Source organism: Marinobacter sp. L-80 (assembly GCF_056859395.1).
On the sequence record NZ_JBSXOI010000061.1, the window covers coordinates 1 to 16,440 of the forward strand.

Here is a 16,440-nt window from a genome sequence, read left to right on the forward strand (position 1 = left end):
TCGGGGAGCGATATCAGGACGGTTCAGGAAATTCTTGGGCATAGCGACATTCGAACGACAGAAATCTACACGCATGTCATTGGCGATCGACGTGCTGGAACCGTCAGCCCTTTTGATCGTTTGCCAAGTTCTTGATGGGGCATTGCTTACCCGTTTAAGGGGCGTAAAGCCTGGAATTGGGGGTGCGGTGAATGTTCGCTTTTGTTTACTAGCGAACCTTTGGCAAGTCATCCCAGCTGGTCGTATACGCCGGCGACAAATGCCCCCGCCGCATCGCGTAGGCCGCAGGCCCTGCCTCTCTGGCCATGTAGACCGTCGCCCTGGACTTTCGGTTGATCGTATCCATCACCACCATCAGGCGCTCCGATCTGCCATTGTCTGGCACCTGCTCCGGGGCCGCTTGGAATAGATCCTCTTGAAGCCCCACTTCTTCCACTAGCTCCCCCAACATAACGCCGGCCTTTGCGTAATTAAATCCTTCCCGGTACATCGGTCGAAGCAGGTTCAGGGCCTGCTGCACAATAACCCGGGAGTCCTGGCTGGGCTGGATGAGCTTCACGCTGGCACTGCGTGAATACTGCGGTGCCGTCGTCTTGAACGGATTCGTTCGAATGAACACCATCAGCTCTCCCGCATACTGCTGACCTCCCCGAAGTTTTTCGGTAGCGCGAGTCGCAAAGTGCACCACGGCTTCTTCCAGGTCGCTCAGTTTTTGAAGGGGCTGACCAAATGAACGGGAGCACATGATTTGTTTCTTGGGCGGTGGCACTTCATACCACGGCACACAGGGAATGCCGTTGAGTTCGCGGGCCGTGCGTTCCAACACGACAGAGAACTGTTTTCTGAGCGTTGCCAGATGGGTATCCGCTAACTGTAACGCCGTGACTATGCCCATGGCCTGAAGCCTGGCACGGAGTTTTCGCCCGACACCCCATACGTCCTCAACCGGTACGCGAGCCATCAGCCGCCGTTGCCGGGCGGGGTCCGTCAGATCGACTACGCCGCCGGTTGCCGGGTACTTCTTGGCGGCATGGTTGGCCAGCTTGGCCAGGGTTCGCGTAGGTGCAATGCCCACACAGACTGGCAAGCCGACGTTCTGATAAACCGTGTTCTTGATCTTCCGCCCAAAGTGCTCGAAAGACACCACCCGGTCAATGCCGGTCAGGTCCAGAAACGCTTCATCGATGGAATAGACATCTACTCGCGGAGCCAGGGCTTCAAGAGTGGTCATAACCCGTCTGCTCATATCGCCATAGAGGGTGTAGTTGGAGGAGAACACCTGGATGCCGTACCGGCGAATTTCCGGTTTGATGTGATGAACCGGCACGCCCATCTTATTAGTCCTGTGGTTACATGTAACAACCTTATAAGTGACTGAAAAGATTGAAAAGAGTCGGAGTTACACTTTTTCAGGTTTTCACTCTGATAATGTGACAATATTTTGGCCGGTTCTGGCCGTAGATTACCAGCATAATTCGGCCGTTAAGGTCGCAAAGCGGACATTCAAACTCGCGGGTAACACTTGCACTGTGTGCACGCAAGAAATGAAGTCGAAGGTGCAATGTAGTGGGCGTCGCCGTTCGTTTAGGGTGACGCTATCAGGCGTCTATTGCATCGGGGGCTTGCCAAGGTTTACCGCAGCAACTCACTCAGGTTACGCTCCCAACGGCTGATAAACCCGTCTTCCGTATACTTCGAAAAGTCGTCCACATGCCAGATCGACACATGCTGAGGAACGTCAGCCAGCTTGCTGTGATCCGGCTCAAGCGTGGTAATCAGCAGCGTCGGTAACTCGCCGGTCAGCACCTGCTCGAATGCCACTTCAGGCAGGTAGCTAGCCTGGCCGAGCGGGGTCAGCTCCTGTCGCCGGACAGCGAACTGCAGGGCCTCCAGCGCGCCGATTTTGCGGTCCAGCTCCAGCTGGATGCCCCGCAACTGCTGGCTCGAGCTGTCGAAACTGCGCTTCAGGGCGTCGGCTTGCCTGGACATGGCGTCCGGGGACAGGCAGCTCTGCTCGACATACGCCAGCAGGTCCCGGTGGATAATCCCCAACATCACCAGTGCGTTGGCCGGGTTCAGCCAGAAGTATCCGGGCTCGCCGCCGGCCATATCGTTCACCGCCACGCGCTCCCCGCCCGGCATCATCGCGGTCGCGGCATCAATCGGGACCACCGAGATATTCTGCATCCGCAGGTAGGGGTAGATATTGATCTGCGGCCAGACCGAGTGAATGCTTAAAACCAGACCCGCCCGGGGGAACTGATCCGCTGGCTGGCGGTCCAGCCAACCGGGTACACGCTTTACGCTGTAACGCGACGGGGCAATGTGCAGGGTCAGAAATGCAGTGTTCCGGGTCAGTGCCGAGGCCATGCAGCGACCAAATGGGCGGGAGTTTGTCAGAGACCATGATTCAGCAAAGCATTTACCAGGCTGGTATAGGGCGCCTCCACCTCCAGAGCATCACACCGTCTGAGAACAGCTCCAGCGATACTTTCCAACTCCAATGGACGGCCTTTTTCCCGGTCAATCAGCATGGATGTTTTAATCGCGTTAAAACTACTGATCAACTCAAACATTTCTTCCAAATCTTTACGGGTCAGGTTTACACCATCCGCTTTCGATGCCTCTACCGTTTCACTCATCATCCCAAATACAACGTGCCGGAACTGGGGGTGGTGAGTCAGGCTTCGAGTATCCAGGCGTGTCAGGGCCGAGAGTGGATTTACGCCGTTGTTGATGACCAACTTGCGCCAGAGTTCATACCGGATGTTTTCAGTCATAGTGGTGGGAATACCGGCTTCATTAAAAGCAACTTCCAGAACCTTGAGAAAATCCGCACGCGGATCGTCTTTCGGTTGCTGTGCGGGCCAGGCGCCCATCACGATCTGGGCCACGCCTTCGGCAAACACCTTACCGGGTTCAGTAATATGGCCACCAATGCGCACGGCCAGGCCACCGAGCACACGCGCCTCACCCACCACTTCGGCAATCAGGGGTTCGTTATCAACGCCATTCTGCAATGACAGCACCGGTACGGAACCGGAACGCAGCCAGTCGCAAAGTTCGGTCATGAGGGCACGGGTCGCCGTGGATTTGAGGGCAATGGCAACTAGATCAAAATCGTTCGGATGGTAATCCCGAAGGAGCGTCTGATGATCACAGGCAGGAAGACCATGCCAGAGCACCCGACCTTCATAATCAACGGTCAGGCCATCCGCTTTCAGTGCCTGAAGGTGACTGCCACGCGCCGTCAGCACAACCTGGTGGCCAGCTCCAGCCAGCCTTGCGGCGTAGTAGCCTCCGATGCCGCCAGCACCGATCATCAGTATTTTTAATGCAGCCACTGCAACCTCGATACGTCAGGATGTTGGTCAGACAGGATTCATGGACAACTTCCGAGTATATCAGGACCGAAACCCAGGCAACGTTCAACTGCCTGGCCAATCGCCAGAAGCCGGCCTTCCTGCCATGGCCCTTTTAACAACTGCAAACCAACTGGCATCCCCGCTTTATCTTTCCCCACTGGCAGGGTCAGTCCACACAGGCCCAGATAGTTGGCCATGGCGGTGTTACGCAAGGCCTGTATGTTTGCCGTCGCGTAGGCCCCCGGCTCGTCCAGACTATCCACCGCAGGCGGTGTCAGCGTAACCGTCGGCGTCAGCAGAGCATCGATACCCTGCAATTCGGTGGCGGCGCTGACTGACAGGCGCTTGATGAGGTCCAGCCTGTGGATATATTTCCATGCCGGCAGCTCCTCAGCGGTGCGCAACCTTGCCGCTACGTTAGGATCCAGCGCGGGCATAATCTCCGGCAGTTCTTGCCGGATAAAAGCCGCCAGTTCCGGCGCCGCCACACCACCCTGAAGAAACAGGCTATAGATTTCATTGAGTCCCGAAAAATCAAATCGAACCAGCCGGGCACCCGCCCTTTCCAGGGACATCAAAGCCTGCTCCACGATTTCGGCAATGCCGGGGCTGCAGTCTTCCCAAAAGAACGCCGAGGGGACGCCGAAGGTGAGACTGGCAAGAACCGGGACCGCTGGCAGCTGCCTGCCTTGTTTCCCGACAACCGGGTCTAGGGCACTGAAGGCATAGGCCAGGTCATCGACACGGTGCGCCAACAACCCGGGCGTGTCCAAGGTACTCGACAGGGGTACAATCTGCGATGTTGGCCATCGCCCGGCAGTCAATTTCAGCCCCGCCACGCCGGTCATCGTTGCGGGCACACGAACGGAACCGGCGGTATCGGTGCCCAGGGCCAACGCGGCAGTTCCATTGATCAGGGAAACACCCGCACCGGAACTGGAGCCACCAGGAACACGGTGAACACGCTTGTCCCAAGGGTTTCTGGGTGTTCCCCAGTGGCTATTAGTACCGAGCCCTCCGAATGCCAATTCCACGCAATGGGTTTTACCCACCACGGGCGCCAGTTGGGACTGGAGGGCGTGAATGAGGGGGCCTGCCTGCTGCCAGTGTTCTGGCAAGGCACGGGAGCAACCGGCATAGGTTGGAAAACCGGGCACACCGAACAGATCTTTCACCGACACAGGTATGCCCATCAAAGGCCCGGTGTTACCGCCTGCAGCCCTTACCTTGTCTCCGGCACGGGCAAGTTCGAGCGCAGACTCCGGGCGCCAACTGACATAGGCACCGTGATCACCCGTCTTAGCGGCATCAATGGCCGCTTCGACCAGAGCCTCACCAGTCCGGGTTCCGGACTCAAGCTGTTGTGCCAGCTGCCTTAACGGCGTTGCCAACAGTGGCGCTTGAGCCATTACGATTCCTTGGCAAGGTCAATAGCTTGTGCGGCAAAACGGGCGCATTCGATGTCTTCATCTTCGCTACCCCCAGACACCCCGATGCCACCGACCAGAACGCCATCACGGTAGAGCGGAACGCCGCCGCCAATCATGGTGAAGTCGCCGGCCTGGTTGAGGCCATCCAGCACCCTGGCAGGGGCTGAAGCCAACACGTTTTCAAGATCTACCGTGTTGAGGCCCATACCGGCCGCCGTGATGGCTTTTTTCTGCGACAGCTCGGAAGACACGAGAAAGGAGCCCGCCATTTTAAGGAAAGCCAACTGACGCCCTGAGGCATCGACAACCGACACCGTCGCCTTGATGCCCAGCTCTCCAGCCTTGTTAATGGCCGCCTGAAGCAAACTTAGCGACGTTTGTTCAGTCAAAGAAAACGAGGGTTGTACGAGTGTGAGTTCCTGGTTGTTATCCATAGTTGCTATCTCATCCAGCCAAATCCGGACAGCATCTGTGCCGCATTGTTCATTCCACTGCTGAACATCCGTTGCGGAAACTGCGAGCCCCCCAGGGTAAACGCGGCATTGAGCAGGCACACCGTCGGGTCATCCAGGCGATTGGTTTGGGTGGAGCCCGCAGCATCGCCCTTGAATGACATCACGGCGACCCACTGCTGATCCTGTGCCCAGGCACTGAGTAGCTCCCGTAAATGCCGGTCGTGCAGGGAAACACCGTCTGCTTCTCTATGGCAAGGCTTGTCATCGAGGCAGATCACAAGGACCTCCTGTTCCCGAAGCACCTCCAGACACCGCCCGACTCGCCGGTATTCAAGCTCACTCATACCGGTATTAAGGATGAGTTCCGTTAACTCCCCCGGCTCCTCTGCCAGAAGCACCCGGAACAACTGGTGCCTGCTCGATACGTCCCGTGAATGCACTTCCGGCTCAAAACCCTGGTCTGAGAGCAGCGCCTTTATCCTGCCCGAGGTGGAGCCGCTGCCTTTGAGCTGCAGGATTTCCGGGGCATTTTGGCCGGCACTGGAGCTGATCACCACCACGCTTTTGTACTGCTTGCCCCAGATCATCCGTGCAGGCCCTGAGCCGGCTTGTTCCCGGGACTGGATGTTGTCCGCATCGCAGGAGACAAATAACACTGGAAGTTTGCTCATTTGCCTTCTCCTAAAAATCCGCAATCATCGCCGGGGCTTATCGCCCCAGCTTCTTCGCCGACTGCCCGCCAATGCCGAAATGTTGCTTGGGCATCTCGTTGAGAATGACGCGCACACTTTCAACCGGCGCTCCGAGGGAACGGACAATGGCGTCGGTTACCTCGTGGATCAGCATCTCCTTTTGCTCGTCGGTACGACCTTCCAGGATGTTGATTTGGGCAACGGGCATATAACCTCCTTATTCGAACCGGGCCGTGACAGTACCCAGCCCCTGGTAGCGAACGCTGATGTTATCTCCGGCTTCCACCGCAATTGCCGCTGTGATTCCGCCGGTCATAATAAAAGTACCGGCCGGAATGTGTTCACCGCGCTCAGCCAGTAGGTTAGCAAGCATGGCAACGCTAGACGCCGGATGGCCCAGCACAGCAGCACCAGCGCCCACGTCTACCACTTCACCGTTCTTTTCCACCACCACTCCTAGGGTTTTAAGGTCTAGATCGGCCAAGTTCGCCATAGTGCCACCGGTGATAAAACGGCTGGAGGAGGCGTTGTCAGCCACCACGCTCACCAGGTCGAACTTGAAGTTCTCGTAGCGGGAGTCGATCACTTCCACCGCCGGGATCACGAAGTCGGTGGCGGCCAGGACGTCACCGATATGGCAACCGGGGCCATGCAGGGGCGCCTTGGTCACGAAGGCGATTTCGGCTTCGATTTTCGGATGAATCAGTTCCTTGGTGTTGACCACACCGCCGTCCGGAACGCTGAAGTAATCTGCCAGGAAACCATAGATCGGGGTTTCCACGCCCATCTGGGCCATCTTGGCCCAGGAGGTCAGGCCCATTTTCATGCCCACAACCTTGTTTCCACGCTCTTCCTTGCGACGACGGATTTCCCACTGCACGTCGTAAGCGTCTTCGAAGGTCATGTCCGGATAATCATTGGTGACCTTGGTGATATCGCGGGCGTTCAGTTCGGCGTTTTCTACGTGCTCGGCCAGGGCCAGCATCTGGTCATTGCTCAGGGTCTTACTCATGCTTTTTGCTCCTCTTGCGCCTTCAGCAGATCCAGCGCCACGTCCACGATCATGTCTTCCTGGCCACCCACCATCCGGCGTTTGCCCAATTCAACGAGAATATCCACAGTCTTCAGGCCATACTTCTGCGCCGCCACTTCGGAATGGCGCAGGAAGCTGGAGTACACGCCAGCGTAGCCCAGGGCCAGGGTTTCACGGTCAACGCGAACCGGGCGGTCCTGCAGCGGTCGTACGATGTCGTCGGCCGCGTCCATCAGGGCGTACACATCAGTACCGTGGTTCCAGCCCAGCTTGTCGAAAGCGGCAATGCACACTTCCAGCGGTGCGTTACCGGCGCCGGCGCCCATGCCAGAGAGGCTGGCGTCGATGCGGTCACAGCCTTCTTCCACTGCGACGATGGAGTTGGCCACCCCCAGCGCCAGATTGTGGTGGGCGTGGATGCCCGTTTTGGTTTCCGGTTTCAGAACATCCTTCAGGGCCCGGAAGCGGTCCCGGATGTCGTTCATGTTCATGGCACCGCCGGAGTCCACCACGTACAGGCAGGTGGCGCCGTAGTCTTCCATCATCTTCGCCTGTTCAGCCAGGCCCTGCGGGGTCTGCATGTGGCTCATCATCAGGAAGCCGACGGTGTCCATGCCCAGCTTTCTTGCGTGCTCGATGTGCTGTTTGGAGACATCGGCTTCGGTGCAGTGAGTGGCGACACGAACAATCCGGGCACCGGCTTTGTAGGCGTTGTCCAGGTCGTGGACGGTACCGATACCGGGCAGCAGCAAGGTGGCAATCTGGGCGTGTTCCACCACTTCGGCCACGGCTTCGATCCACTCCAGGTCGGTGTGGGCGCCAAAGCCATAGTTAAAGCTGGAGCCTTGCAGGCCGTCGCCGTGGGCGACTTCAATGCTGTCGACTTTCGCCTTGTCCAGGGCCCGTGCGATGTCCTGCACGTTCTTGATGGAGTACTGGTGACGAATGGCGTGGCTGCCGTCTCGCAGGGTCACGTCGGAGATGTAGAGTTTTTTACCGGGGTTAAAGGTCATGGTTCGGTCCTCCTCAGTTGACCAGCGATTCGGCGATGCGCTCGGCGGTACCGAGGGCGGCGGAGGTCATGATGTCCAGGTTGCCGGCGTACGCGGGCAGGTAATGGGCCGCACCTTCCACTTCCAGGAAGATGGAGGTTTTCAAGCCACTGAAGCGGCCGAGACCCGGGACGTTCATGGGCTGGTCTTCAGGAATGACGTCGAACTGGACTTTCTGCTTAAGGCGGTAGCCCGGTACGTAGGACGACACGGCTTGCACCATTTCTTCTACGGAGGCTTCGACTTCCGCCTGATCAGCAGCGTCAGACAGCACGTAGACGGTGTCACGCATCAGCAAGGGCGGCTCGGCCGGGTTCAGGATGATAATGGCCTTGCCCTTCTGGGCACCACCGACCACTTCAATGGCCTTGGAGGTGGTTTCGGTGAATTCGTCGATGTTCGCGCGGGTGCCGGGGCCGGCAGACTTACTGGAAATCGACGCAACGATTTCGGCGTAGTGCACCTTGGCCACGCGAGACACAGCGGCCACCATCGGAATCGTGGCCTGACCACCGCAGGTAACCATGTTCACGTTACCTTCATTCAGGTTCTGTTCCAGGTTCACTACCGGCACGCAGTACGGCCCGATGGCCGCCGGCGTCAGGTCCACAATCTTGATGTTTTCTTTGTGGCCACGCAGGAACACTTCGTTGTGCATGTGGGCACCGGCGGAGGTGGCATCAAACACGATGTCGATGTCGGCAAACTCCGGCATCTTCACCAGGCCGTCCACGCCTTCGTGGGTGGTGGCGACGCCCATGCGGTTGGCACGGGCCAGGCCGTCGGATTCCGGGTCGATACCGACCATGGCGCCCATTTCGATGTTCTTGCCATTACGCAGGATCTTGATCATCAAGTCGGTGCCGATGTTGCCCGAGCCGATAATCGCGGCTTTGATTTTCTTGCTCATAATCTTGTCCTCGTTTGGTCCGGATCAGACAAAGCGCACAGAAGCGCTGCCAATCCCGCCAATGTCCACACGCATGGTGTCACCGGCTTTCACCGGCTCCAGCGGTACCAGGGAGCCCGACAGGATGACTTCACCTGCCTTCAGGGAAATACCAAACTCGCCCAGGGTGTTGGCCAGCCAGGCCACGCAGTTCACTGGAGAGCTCAACGCGGCTGCGCCGGCGCCGGTGCTGATGATGGAACCGTTCTTCTCCACCACCATGCCGCAGGTCACCAGGTCGATATCCCGGGGCGAAACCGCGTTGTCGCCCAGCACAAACAGGCCACAGGACGCGTTGTCGGAAATGGTGTCCTGAATGGCGATCTTCCAGTCCTGGATGCGGGAATCGACAATCTCGAAACAGGGCATCACGCATTCGGTCGCTGCCAGCACGTCTGCGTTGGTGATACCCGGGCCGGTCAGATCCTTTTTCAGGATGAAGGCAATTTCGCCTTCGGCACGAGGGGCAATCAGGCGGTCGCTGATGGGCACCGCTTCACCGCTGTTGAACACCATGTCGTCGGTCAGGTAACCGAAATCCGGCTGATGAACGTTCAGCATGTTCATCACCGCTTTGCTGGTAACGCCGATCTTCTTGCCGATTACCCGGGCACCGGCCTGCTGCCGGCGCTCAAGCATGCGCAGGGAGATGTGGTAGGCATCCTCGATGCTGATGTCTTCGCCACGGCTGGTCAGCGGGGAGACTGCTTCCCGCTTGACCATGGCTTCGTAGAGTTCGTCGCCGAACTGCTGGATTTTCTGCTGGTCCATTACTTGCCTCCGGCGGCGGCCTGATCCGCCTCGTTCAGAAAATCGTCGACCAACCGGGCGAACCGGGAGGCGTGTTCAATCTGTGTCCAGTGACCGCAGCGGCCGAACACGTGCAGCTGGGCACGATCAATCAGTTCAGCCAACTTATATGAGGCTTCCAGGGGAATCACTTCGTCTTCGCGACCGTGGATAATCAGGGTTTCGTGGGGCAGCGCGCGGATCGCCTCTTCAGGGCTGGCCAGGTTGTCCACCCAACGCTGACGCGGGGCCGGGAACATGGCCGCAAAGGACTCCTGAAAGCCCGGGCGAATGCTGGCCTGGTAACGCATCTCTGCCAGTTCATCGGTCAGCAGGCCTTTGTTGAAGGCAAATACATCCATCAACCGGCGCATGGTTTCCAGCGAGGGCTGGTAACCCCAGACTTCATCCAGGCCTTTGGTGATCGGAAAGCTGACCCCGGCAGAGCCCATCAGTACCAGACGGCGAACGCGCTCTGGATGCTCGATGGCCAACGACAATGACAGACCACCCCCGAAGGAGTTGCCCACCAGATCGACCTGATCAAGCCCCAGCTCGTCCATAACACCGATGGCGTGTTTTACCCAACGCTCACGGTTATAGATCTTGTCTTCCGGGCGCTCGCTGTAACCAAAGCCGAGCATGTCCGGCGCAACCACACGGCGGTGTTTGGCCAGCTCGGGAATCACCAGGCGCCAGTTGGCCCAGGCGGTTACCCCGGGGCCGGAACCGTGAATCATCATCAATGGGAAGCCACCTTCGCCGTGATCGTGCACATTGGTCCGGTAGCCGGCCGCGGTGATCTCACGCCCGATTTCCGGGCTGTCTACAGGTACGTTCATGGCTACCTCACAGTTTGATACAGATGTTTTTGGTTTCAGTGTAGAACTCCAGACCATGCACGCCGCCCTCACGACCAATCCCTGATTGTTTGGCGCCGCCGAAGGATGTGCGCAGATCACGCAGGAACCAGGAGTTCACCCACGCCAGACCAACTTCCATCTGTTCCGCCACGCGGAGAGCCCGGGCAGAATTTTCTGTCCAGATGGCGCAGGCAAGACCGTAGCTGGTGTCATTGGCCAACTCGATGGCTTCTTCTTCGGTATCGAACGGACGGATGTGACAGCACGGACCAAAAATTTCCTCGCGGATAACACGGGCGTCTTCCGGCAGGCCGGTCCAGATGGTCGGTTCAATCCAGGCGCCATCGTTCAGCTCTGCGCCCATATCGGGAATGCCTCCACCAATCTCGACGGTTGCACCCTCTTCGCGAGCCAAGTCGTAATAGCTTTTAACTTTGTCACGATGCTCCAAGCTGACCAGCGGCCCGAAATTCGCATCGGGATCTTCTGGTCGGCCCAGTTTCAGCTTGGCCACCTCTTCTTTCATACGGGCGAGAAACTGGTCAAATATCGAACGCTCCACATAGACCCGCTCGGTGCCCAAACAAACCTGACCACAGTTGACAAACGCGGAGCGCATCGTGCCCTCCACGGCTTTTTCGAGATCGCAGTCGGCGAACACAAGGCCAGGGTTTTTTCCGCCGCACTCCATGGAAACATTACGAAGGCCCACTGCGGCGGCTTTCATAATGATCTCACCGGTACGGGTTTCACCGGTGAAGGTGATCGCATCCACTAGTGGATGAGACGTCAGGAAAGCACCCGCAGAGTCAGGGCCAAAACCGTGCACCACATTAAACACACCTGGTGGCACACCACACTCGTTCATGACCTCACCCAGCAAAGTGGCCGTAGCAGGTGTTTCTTCCGACGGTTTAACAACAACCGTGTTACCACAGGCCAGCGCAGGGCCAACCTTGAAGGTCATCAGCAACAGAGGAAGGTTCCATGGAGACACCACGGCAATAACGCCCTTTGGTGTCCGATGGCCTACGTTCACGGCGCCCTTGCCATCCGGGGTATCCATTCGGAAGCCTTCAGTCGGATGATTCATACTGTCAGCAAATTCTTTAAAGTTGGCTGCGCCACGGGGGATGTCGATATGGCTGGCCATTGAGCGCGGTTTGCCCGTGTCCAGACACTCTGCGGCCAGGAATTCGTCGAAACGCTCATTAATGCGGTCTGCGATCTTGTTCAACATGGCGGCACGCTGGTTTTGGGTCAGCTTGCTCCAGGGGCCCTTAAGCGCGGCTTTAGCGGCACGAACGGCAGCATCGACTTCCGCCTCACCGGCCTCGTGAACCTGGCCGATCAGGCTATTGTCCACGGGCGAGCGATTTTCGAATGTTTTGCCGCTGGCCGAAGCCACGTATTCGCCGTTAATAAAATGTTTGAACTCTTTCATGGCTGCCTAGTCCTGTTAAATTGAATCACGTTCGGCCTGTTCCTAATCAGGTCAACACGGTCAGGAAGCGTTCGTTCAGCACGCGATCGTGGTAGAAAATCGCCTTACCGAGGTCTTCCGCCTTCCAGGTAATGGGTTTGTGATCCGGGTAGTGATAGTCGCCGCCGCTGAACACTTCGTTACGGTTGCCCGACGGGTCAAAGAAGTAGATGGTCTGCCCGTGGGTCAGGCCGTGACGGGTCGGGCCGATATCGATGGAGGTATCGGTCATGGAGATCAGATCCGCCGCCCGCAGTACGGCTTCCCAGGTATCCAGGAAGAAAGAGGCGTGATGGAACTTGCCTTTCTCTTCGTGGTGGATGAAGGCCACGTCGTGCTCCTTCATGGACACGGTCAGGAACTGCGCCACACGGGTGCCTTCGGGGTCCAGTACCTGCTCGGCCAGATAGAAGCCCAGCACGTTGACGAAGATGTCATACACGGCGGCCAGTTCAGGGCCGTAGAATAAGGCGTGGTCAAAACGCACGGCTTTCATGCCCTGCAGGCCACGGGGCCAGGCCTCCGGGTTGACGCTGGAGACGCCCCATTTTCCGGTGTATTTCTTGTCGGCGAAGAGTTCAAACGCGTGGCCAGAAGGCACGGTAAAGCGAACGCGGCGGCCGCAGTCCTTCAGCTCGTCCGCCGGGATCCGCTCAACCTCAACGCCGTAATCAATCAGGTCTTTTTCCAGCTGCACCAGGGTGGCTTCATCCACCACCTTGAAGCTCATGAAATCGCAACCAGGCTCGTCGGCCTCGCGCAGCACAACCGAGAATTTGTCCACTTCGGTCCAGGCCTTCAGATACACACGGCCCTGGTCGTCGCGGTCGGTTTCGATCAGACCCATCAGGTCTGTGTAGTGTTTGACGGCTTCGTCCAGATCAAGAACGCGAATCTGAATGTGGCCGGGGCGCATCACACCTTTTTTCATGACAATTACCTCTATGCTTTTGTTGTTGTCTATTTTTCAACTGCTGCCTCCGGCAGAGGCACGCACTCTATGGTCAAATCAGTCAACGGGTAGATTCTGCAAGCCAGCACCTCACCCTTGTCGATGGCTTCCGGCGGCACATGGGCTTTACTCATCTTTCCGCACTCGAAATCACCTTCTACAATCCGAATCTTGCAGAAACCGCAGCCACCGCCACGGCACCCGACCGGCACACACTTCTTGCCTGCCTGCTCCATCGCTTTGAGGACGCTCTGGCCCTCCTGGCAAAGGAAGTGATCGCCGGTGGTCCGGTTGCTTACCTGGAATCCGGCCATGGCCCACCTCCCGGTCAGATCTTCTTGAACAGAGCGGAACGCTGGGTTTCTTCCGCACCGTCGGCCGCTGTCAGGAATTTCTCCATGAAGATGTCCCGCTCGAACAACCGGCCTTGCATCAGGACAGTGATCGCGGCATCAATCATCGGAGGTGGGCCACACAGGTAAGCCTTGTTACCGGAGAACCGGCTATCAAAGTGCTCCTTGGCGGCATCGTGCACATAGCCCCGGAAGCCCGGCCAGTCGGCGTCATCTTCGGCCTGGCTCAGGGCCGGCACGTAGGTGAAGTTGTCGTGGTCACGATCCAGTGCTTCAAACAGTTCGCGGTTGTAAAGTTCTGCGAGGTTGCGGGCGCCCTGGAACAACACGATCTTGCGTTCGTCGTTCTGCTCCAGCAGGTCGAGAATCATCGATTGCGGGCTGGAAAGCCCTGAACCACCCGCGATGAAGATCAGATCACCAGGCTGGGAACTGCGCACAAAGAACTGCCCATAGGGGCCGGACAGGTTCAGTTCATCGCCTGTTTTCAGCTGCTCGTGGATGTAGGTGGTTGCAGCGCCCCCTTCAACCAGGCGAATGTGCAGTTCCACTTCATCGGGCTTGCCTGGCGGGTTAGCGAGTGAGAACGCGCGGGCACCCTCAACTCCGGGCACTTCGATGTTGATGTACTGGCCGGCCTGGAAGGTCATCGGGCGGTCCAGTTTCAGGTGCAGACCCTTGATGGTGGGCGACAGGTCAACAATATCCGTTACTGTCGCTACGTAATCCTCCACCGGGTAGCCTTCGAAGTCCGGGTCGACATCGATATCGGCTTCGATGGTCACGTCGCTTTCCACTGTGGCGCAGCAGGCCAGCACCTTGCCTTCGCCTCGCTCCACGTCCATTAGGGCAAACGGTGAGGCGTCGCCAATCTCGACGTCGCCCTCAAGCACCTGCACCTTGCAGGTAGCACAGGTGCCGTGACCGCATGCAAACGGCAACCAGACGCCCTGGCGGAGCGCCGCCGCGAGGATGGTCTGGCCTTCCTCCACTTCGATCTGCTCGCCAATGGGTTCGATAGTTACGGTATGGCTCATAGCACTACCCTCAGTATCCGACGCCAGCCATGCCTTTGAGGTCAGGTGTTGTGACCGTCAGCATGCTTTTGTGATCAATGCCGTTATCTATCAGGCTGGCATCCGCATCTGGGGTAAACGGCTCATCGTTCAACAGCCATTCGGCATTCAGGAAATCCGCCTTGCTAGAATCCGGGTGCGCTGCAGTTGCCGGCTTGAGAATTTCTTCAATCAGGGCACGGAAGGTCATGTCCGGCTGAACCGACAACGCTAACGGCGCGCAGAACATCAGGTGATCAGGCCAGTAGACATACAACAGCTGCATGCCGTTAAAGTTCTCGACCTTGTCTTTGGGCTCGAATTTGTAGTCGTATAAAGCGTTTACACTCATGATGGTCACCTTGTTGTTTTTGTGGGTGGTTCGCCCGGCGCCAGTGGCTACCGGGCGACTCCCGGGTCAGTATCAGGCGGCGTCCTGGTTCTCATCAGCAGGCTTTTCGCCCTTGATGGCCATCCAGCGCTTGTGGTCCGGCGAACCGAGGTACTCGAAATTGTCCTCGCCGATGTTGATGTGGTAGTACTTCTGCACCACGGTCTCGATATCTTCGCCTTCGCAGTTACCCTGATAGATCTGATGCACCGGCAGCCAGGCCTGCACGTATTTTTCCGGCTCGTGCTTGAAGATGTCGCAGCATCCTTCGGAGCAGAAATGGTAACGCTCGCCTTCATGAACCAACTGACGATGGCTCAACTTGGTGGGCGCGCCCATTTCGGTGAACAGGTTCGGTACCTGGCACACCTGGCACAGTTGCGGCAGGGTGTTATTGTAGAAGCGACGGCCAGCGGCGGCCTCTTTCGCCAGGAACTCGTAGCGCGGACGGTAGTACTTGTCGAAAGTGTCCGGGTACTTTTCAGACATCCAGTCCATTTCTTCCTTCTTTGGAACCCAGGTATGGAAGTTGGTGGCATAGCTATACTGGTAGAAAGTGGTCCACAGCTGGTGGCTCAGGTGATGCTTGGCATCGTTGGCCACGTCCTGGTACTTGGGCGGACGGATGCCGTAACGCTCCAGATCCTGGAACAGGGCTCCACCGTTCTGCTCGTAATACACTTCCCAGGCCTCGGCCCAGCTCATCACCTTGTTCGGCAGCATGTAGTCCATCATCATGCTGACCAGGCTGAGCAGGCGGAATCCGCGCCAGAACCACTTATCGATCCAGCGCTGAACAATGGGCACGTTGTCTTCGTGCTGCTCCAGGATGAACTTGATGACCTCAAGGCCCAAGGTCATGTGGCGTGCTTCGTCTGACTGGGCAGAGAAGCCGAAGGTAACGGTGGCCATGTCGCCGTTGTATGCGGCGCCCGACATAAACGGAACGAACACGAGGTTAGTCAGCACATACTCGAACGAGAACGAAATGGCGGTCAGGAATTCGAACGGACCAGCGGTGCGGGCATCGTCAAAGAACGACTTGGGCACCGACAGGAACCACACCCGGTCGTGCATGTGCGCAGCATCATGCAGGCCGTTAAAGTGCTTGTTGTAATGACTCATGGCGTGTTGCTGGGTCTGCGAATGACGCAACTCGTCAATCGACTGCATCTGACAAGCCACCCGCGCACCAGTACCACTGAACTGACGACCTGCCTTGGCATATCCCTGGTAGGCCCCATGTTCCAACGGAGATATGCCACCGATGAACAGCTTCAGGGCGTTGACGTAGCGAGCGTCTGAAATGTTCTGGTGGCCATTATTCTGGGCAAACGCATCAAAAATGGCGTACAGCTTCTTCTCTTTTTCCGCCTGATACTTCCAGTAAGAATCCATGGTCAGACGGAATGGGTCTTCCCACTGAGACCAATCGGTAATCTTGATACCTTCAAAGTCCTCGTGCGGAAAAATGTCTTCTTTTTTCTGGTAGGTAGGCTCCCAACCCATGTCGCGGGTCAGATACTGGTATTTGTCTTTGAGATTCAATTTCTTGTTTTGAACAGCCATGATGATTCT

At 57.6% G+C, this 16,440-nt stretch carries 19 protein-coding genes; 1 reads left to right on the forward strand and 18 read right to left on the reverse strand.

The window, feature by feature from the left end:
- The first annotated feature begins 12 nt into the window (after nucleotides 1-12).
- Nucleotides 13-135 (forward strand): hypothetical protein, encoded by a 123-nt coding sequence (locus AC13E3_RS08740; protein ID WP_482901970.1) that lies wholly within the window; start codon nucleotides 13-15, stop codon nucleotides 133-135.
- A 73-nt stretch (nucleotides 136-208) separates the two neighbouring features.
- On the opposite strand, the gene umuC is transcribed toward AC13E3_RS08740, so the two are convergent.
- The 18 genes from umuC to AC13E3_RS08830 form a co-directional block, all read right to left on the reverse strand.
- Entirely contained in the window at nucleotides 209-1,384 is a 1,176-nt protein-coding gene (gene umuC / locus AC13E3_RS08745) for a translesion error-prone DNA polymerase V subunit UmuC (RefSeq protein ID WP_482901971.1), read from the reverse strand.
- A 248-nt stretch (nucleotides 1,385-1,632) separates the two neighbouring features.
- A complete protein-coding gene (locus tag AC13E3_RS08750) occupies nucleotides 1,633-2,370 on the reverse strand; it encodes a hypothetical protein (protein ID WP_176282656.1) in 738 nt (245 codons plus the stop codon).
- Between the two features lie 26 nt (nucleotides 2,371-2,396).
- On the reverse strand, nucleotides 2,397-3,344 hold the full coding sequence (locus AC13E3_RS08755) for a ketopantoate reductase family protein (protein ID WP_482901916.1): 948 nt from the start codon (nucleotides 3,342-3,344) through the stop codon (nucleotides 2,397-2,399).
- Between the two features lie 38 nt (nucleotides 3,345-3,382).
- Nucleotides 3,383-4,774 (reverse strand): amidase, encoded by a 1,392-nt coding sequence (locus AC13E3_RS08760; RefSeq protein ID WP_482901917.1) that lies wholly within the window; start codon nucleotides 4,772-4,774, stop codon nucleotides 3,383-3,385.
- Nucleotides 4,774-5,229: a GlcG/HbpS family heme-binding protein gene (locus tag AC13E3_RS08765; RefSeq protein ID WP_176282654.1), complete on the reverse strand. Its 456-nt coding sequence runs from the start codon at nucleotides 5,227-5,229 to the stop codon at nucleotides 4,774-4,776. The genes AC13E3_RS08760 and AC13E3_RS08765 overlap by 1 nt, the downstream gene beginning before the upstream one ends.
- 5 nt (nucleotides 5,230-5,234) lie before the next feature.
- Complete coding sequence (locus AC13E3_RS08770; protein ID WP_482901918.1) at nucleotides 5,235-5,921, reverse strand: hypothetical protein; 687 nt, start codon at nucleotides 5,919-5,921, stop codon at nucleotides 5,235-5,237.
- A 37-nt stretch (nucleotides 5,922-5,958) separates the two neighbouring features.
- Nucleotides 5,959-6,150, reverse strand: coding sequence for a 2-hydroxymuconate tautomerase (locus tag AC13E3_RS08775; RefSeq protein ID WP_027951160.1), 192 nt, complete (start codon nucleotides 6,148-6,150; stop codon nucleotides 5,959-5,961).
- Nucleotides 6,151-6,159: 9 nt separating this feature from the next.
- Nucleotides 6,160-6,954 (reverse strand): 2-oxo-3-hexenedioate decarboxylase, encoded by a 795-nt coding sequence (gene dmpH / locus AC13E3_RS08780; protein WP_441808112.1) that lies wholly within the window; start codon nucleotides 6,952-6,954, stop codon nucleotides 6,160-6,162.
- Nucleotides 6,951-7,988, reverse strand: a complete 1,038-nt coding sequence (gene dmpG / locus AC13E3_RS08785; protein ID WP_273134317.1) for a 4-hydroxy-2-oxovalerate aldolase — start codon at nucleotides 7,986-7,988, stop codon at nucleotides 6,951-6,953. Before dmpG ends, dmpH begins: the two co-directional genes overlap by 4 nt.
- 13 nt (nucleotides 7,989-8,001) lie before the next feature.
- On the reverse strand, nucleotides 8,002-8,937 hold the full coding sequence (locus tag AC13E3_RS08790) for an acetaldehyde dehydrogenase (acetylating) (protein ID WP_273134315.1): 936 nt from the start codon (nucleotides 8,935-8,937) through the stop codon (nucleotides 8,002-8,004).
- 24 nt (nucleotides 8,938-8,961) lie between these two features.
- Complete coding sequence (gene dmpE, locus AC13E3_RS08795; RefSeq protein WP_273134313.1) at nucleotides 8,962-9,747, reverse strand: 2-oxopent-4-enoate hydratase; 786 nt, start codon at nucleotides 9,745-9,747, stop codon at nucleotides 8,962-8,964.
- Nucleotides 9,747-10,607 carry an alpha/beta fold hydrolase gene (locus AC13E3_RS08800; protein WP_036202316.1) on the reverse strand — a complete coding sequence of 287 codons (861 nt, stop codon included), beginning with the start codon at nucleotides 10,605-10,607 and terminating at the stop codon, nucleotides 9,747-9,749. Before AC13E3_RS08800 ends, dmpE begins: the two co-directional genes overlap by 1 nt.
- A gap of 7 nt (nucleotides 10,608-10,614) precedes the next feature.
- Complete coding sequence (locus tag AC13E3_RS08805) at nucleotides 10,615-12,072, reverse strand: 2-hydroxymuconic semialdehyde dehydrogenase (RefSeq protein ID WP_168450418.1); 1,458 nt, start codon at nucleotides 12,070-12,072, stop codon at nucleotides 10,615-10,617.
- Between the two features lie 46 nt (nucleotides 12,073-12,118).
- Nucleotides 12,119-13,042: a catechol 2,3-dioxygenase gene (locus AC13E3_RS08810; RefSeq protein WP_474546213.1), complete on the reverse strand. Its 924-nt coding sequence runs from the start codon at nucleotides 13,040-13,042 to the stop codon at nucleotides 12,119-12,121.
- A gap of 29 nt (nucleotides 13,043-13,071) precedes the next feature.
- Nucleotides 13,072-13,377: a 2Fe-2S iron-sulfur cluster binding domain-containing protein gene (locus tag AC13E3_RS08815; RefSeq protein ID WP_273134306.1), complete on the reverse strand. Its 306-nt coding sequence runs from the start codon at nucleotides 13,375-13,377 to the stop codon at nucleotides 13,072-13,074.
- Nucleotides 13,378-13,391: 14 nt separating this feature from the next.
- Nucleotides 13,392-14,453 (reverse strand): NADH:ubiquinone reductase (Na(+)-transporting) subunit F, encoded by a 1,062-nt coding sequence (locus AC13E3_RS08820; protein ID WP_441808118.1) that lies wholly within the window; start codon nucleotides 14,451-14,453, stop codon nucleotides 13,392-13,394.
- 10 nt (nucleotides 14,454-14,463) lie between these two features.
- A complete protein-coding gene (locus tag AC13E3_RS08825; RefSeq protein WP_273134304.1) occupies nucleotides 14,464-14,823 on the reverse strand; it encodes a phenol hydroxylase subunit P4 in 360 nt (119 codons plus the stop codon).
- A 72-nt stretch (nucleotides 14,824-14,895) separates the two neighbouring features.
- Complete coding sequence (locus AC13E3_RS08830) at nucleotides 14,896-16,431, reverse strand: aromatic/alkene/methane monooxygenase hydroxylase/oxygenase subunit alpha (protein ID WP_482901919.1); 1,536 nt, start codon at nucleotides 16,429-16,431, stop codon at nucleotides 14,896-14,898.
- Nucleotides 16,432-16,440 lie beyond the last annotated feature (9 nt).

Bases quoted from the DNA above. Each gene is read 5' to 3' on its own strand.
- AC13E3_RS08760 (WP_482901917.1), bottom strand. From the start codon at position 4,774: ATGGCTCAAGCGCCACTGTTGGCAACGCCGTTAAGGCAGCTGGCACAA.
- AC13E3_RS08790 (WP_273134315.1), bottom strand. From the start codon at position 8,937: ATGAGCAAGAAAATCAAAGCCGCGATTATCGGCTCGGGCAACATCGGC.
- AC13E3_RS08770 (WP_482901918.1), bottom strand. From the start codon at position 5,921: ATGAGCAAACTTCCAGTGTTATTTGTCTCCTGCGATGCGGACAACATC.
- AC13E3_RS08775 (WP_027951160.1), bottom strand. From the start codon at position 6,150: ATGCCCGTTGCCCAAATCAACATCCTGGAAGGTCGTACCGACGAGCAA.
- AC13E3_RS08800 (WP_036202316.1), bottom strand. From the start codon at position 10,607: ATGAACGTACCTGTAGACAGCCCGGAAATCGGGCGTGAGATCACCGCG.
- dmpE (WP_273134313.1), bottom strand. From the start codon at position 9,747: ATGGACCAGCAGAAAATCCAGCAGTTCGGCGACGAACTCTACGAAGCC.
- AC13E3_RS08825 (WP_273134304.1), bottom strand. From the start codon at position 14,823: ATGAGTGTAAACGCTTTATACGACTACAAATTCGAGCCCAAAGACAAG.
- dmpH (WP_441808112.1), bottom strand. From the start codon at position 6,954: ATGAGTAAGACCCTGAGCAATGACCAGATGCTGGCCCTGGCCGAGCAC.
- AC13E3_RS08810 (WP_474546213.1), bottom strand. From the start codon at position 13,042: ATGAAAAAAGGTGTGATGCGCCCCGGCCACATTCAGATTCGCGTTCTT.
- AC13E3_RS08830 (WP_482901919.1), bottom strand. From the start codon at position 16,431: ATGGCTGTTCAAAACAAGAAATTGAATCTCAAAGACAAATACCAGTAT.
- AC13E3_RS08820 (WP_441808118.1), bottom strand. From the start codon at position 14,453: ATGAGCCATACCGTAACTATCGAACCCATTGGCGAGCAGATCGAAGTG.
- dmpG (WP_273134317.1), bottom strand. From the start codon at position 7,988: ATGACCTTTAACCCCGGTAAAAAACTCTACATCTCCGACGTGACCCTG.
- AC13E3_RS08750 (WP_176282656.1), bottom strand. From the start codon at position 2,370: ATGGCCTCGGCACTGACCCGGAACACTGCATTTCTGACCCTGCACATT.
- AC13E3_RS08805 (WP_168450418.1), bottom strand. From the start codon at position 12,072: ATGAAAGAGTTCAAACATTTTATTAACGGCGAATACGTGGCTTCGGCC.
- AC13E3_RS08815 (WP_273134306.1), bottom strand. From the start codon at position 13,377: ATGGCCGGATTCCAGGTAAGCAACCGGACCACCGGCGATCACTTCCTT.
- AC13E3_RS08765 (WP_176282654.1), bottom strand. From the start codon at position 5,229: ATGGATAACAACCAGGAACTCACACTCGTACAACCCTCGTTTTCTTTG.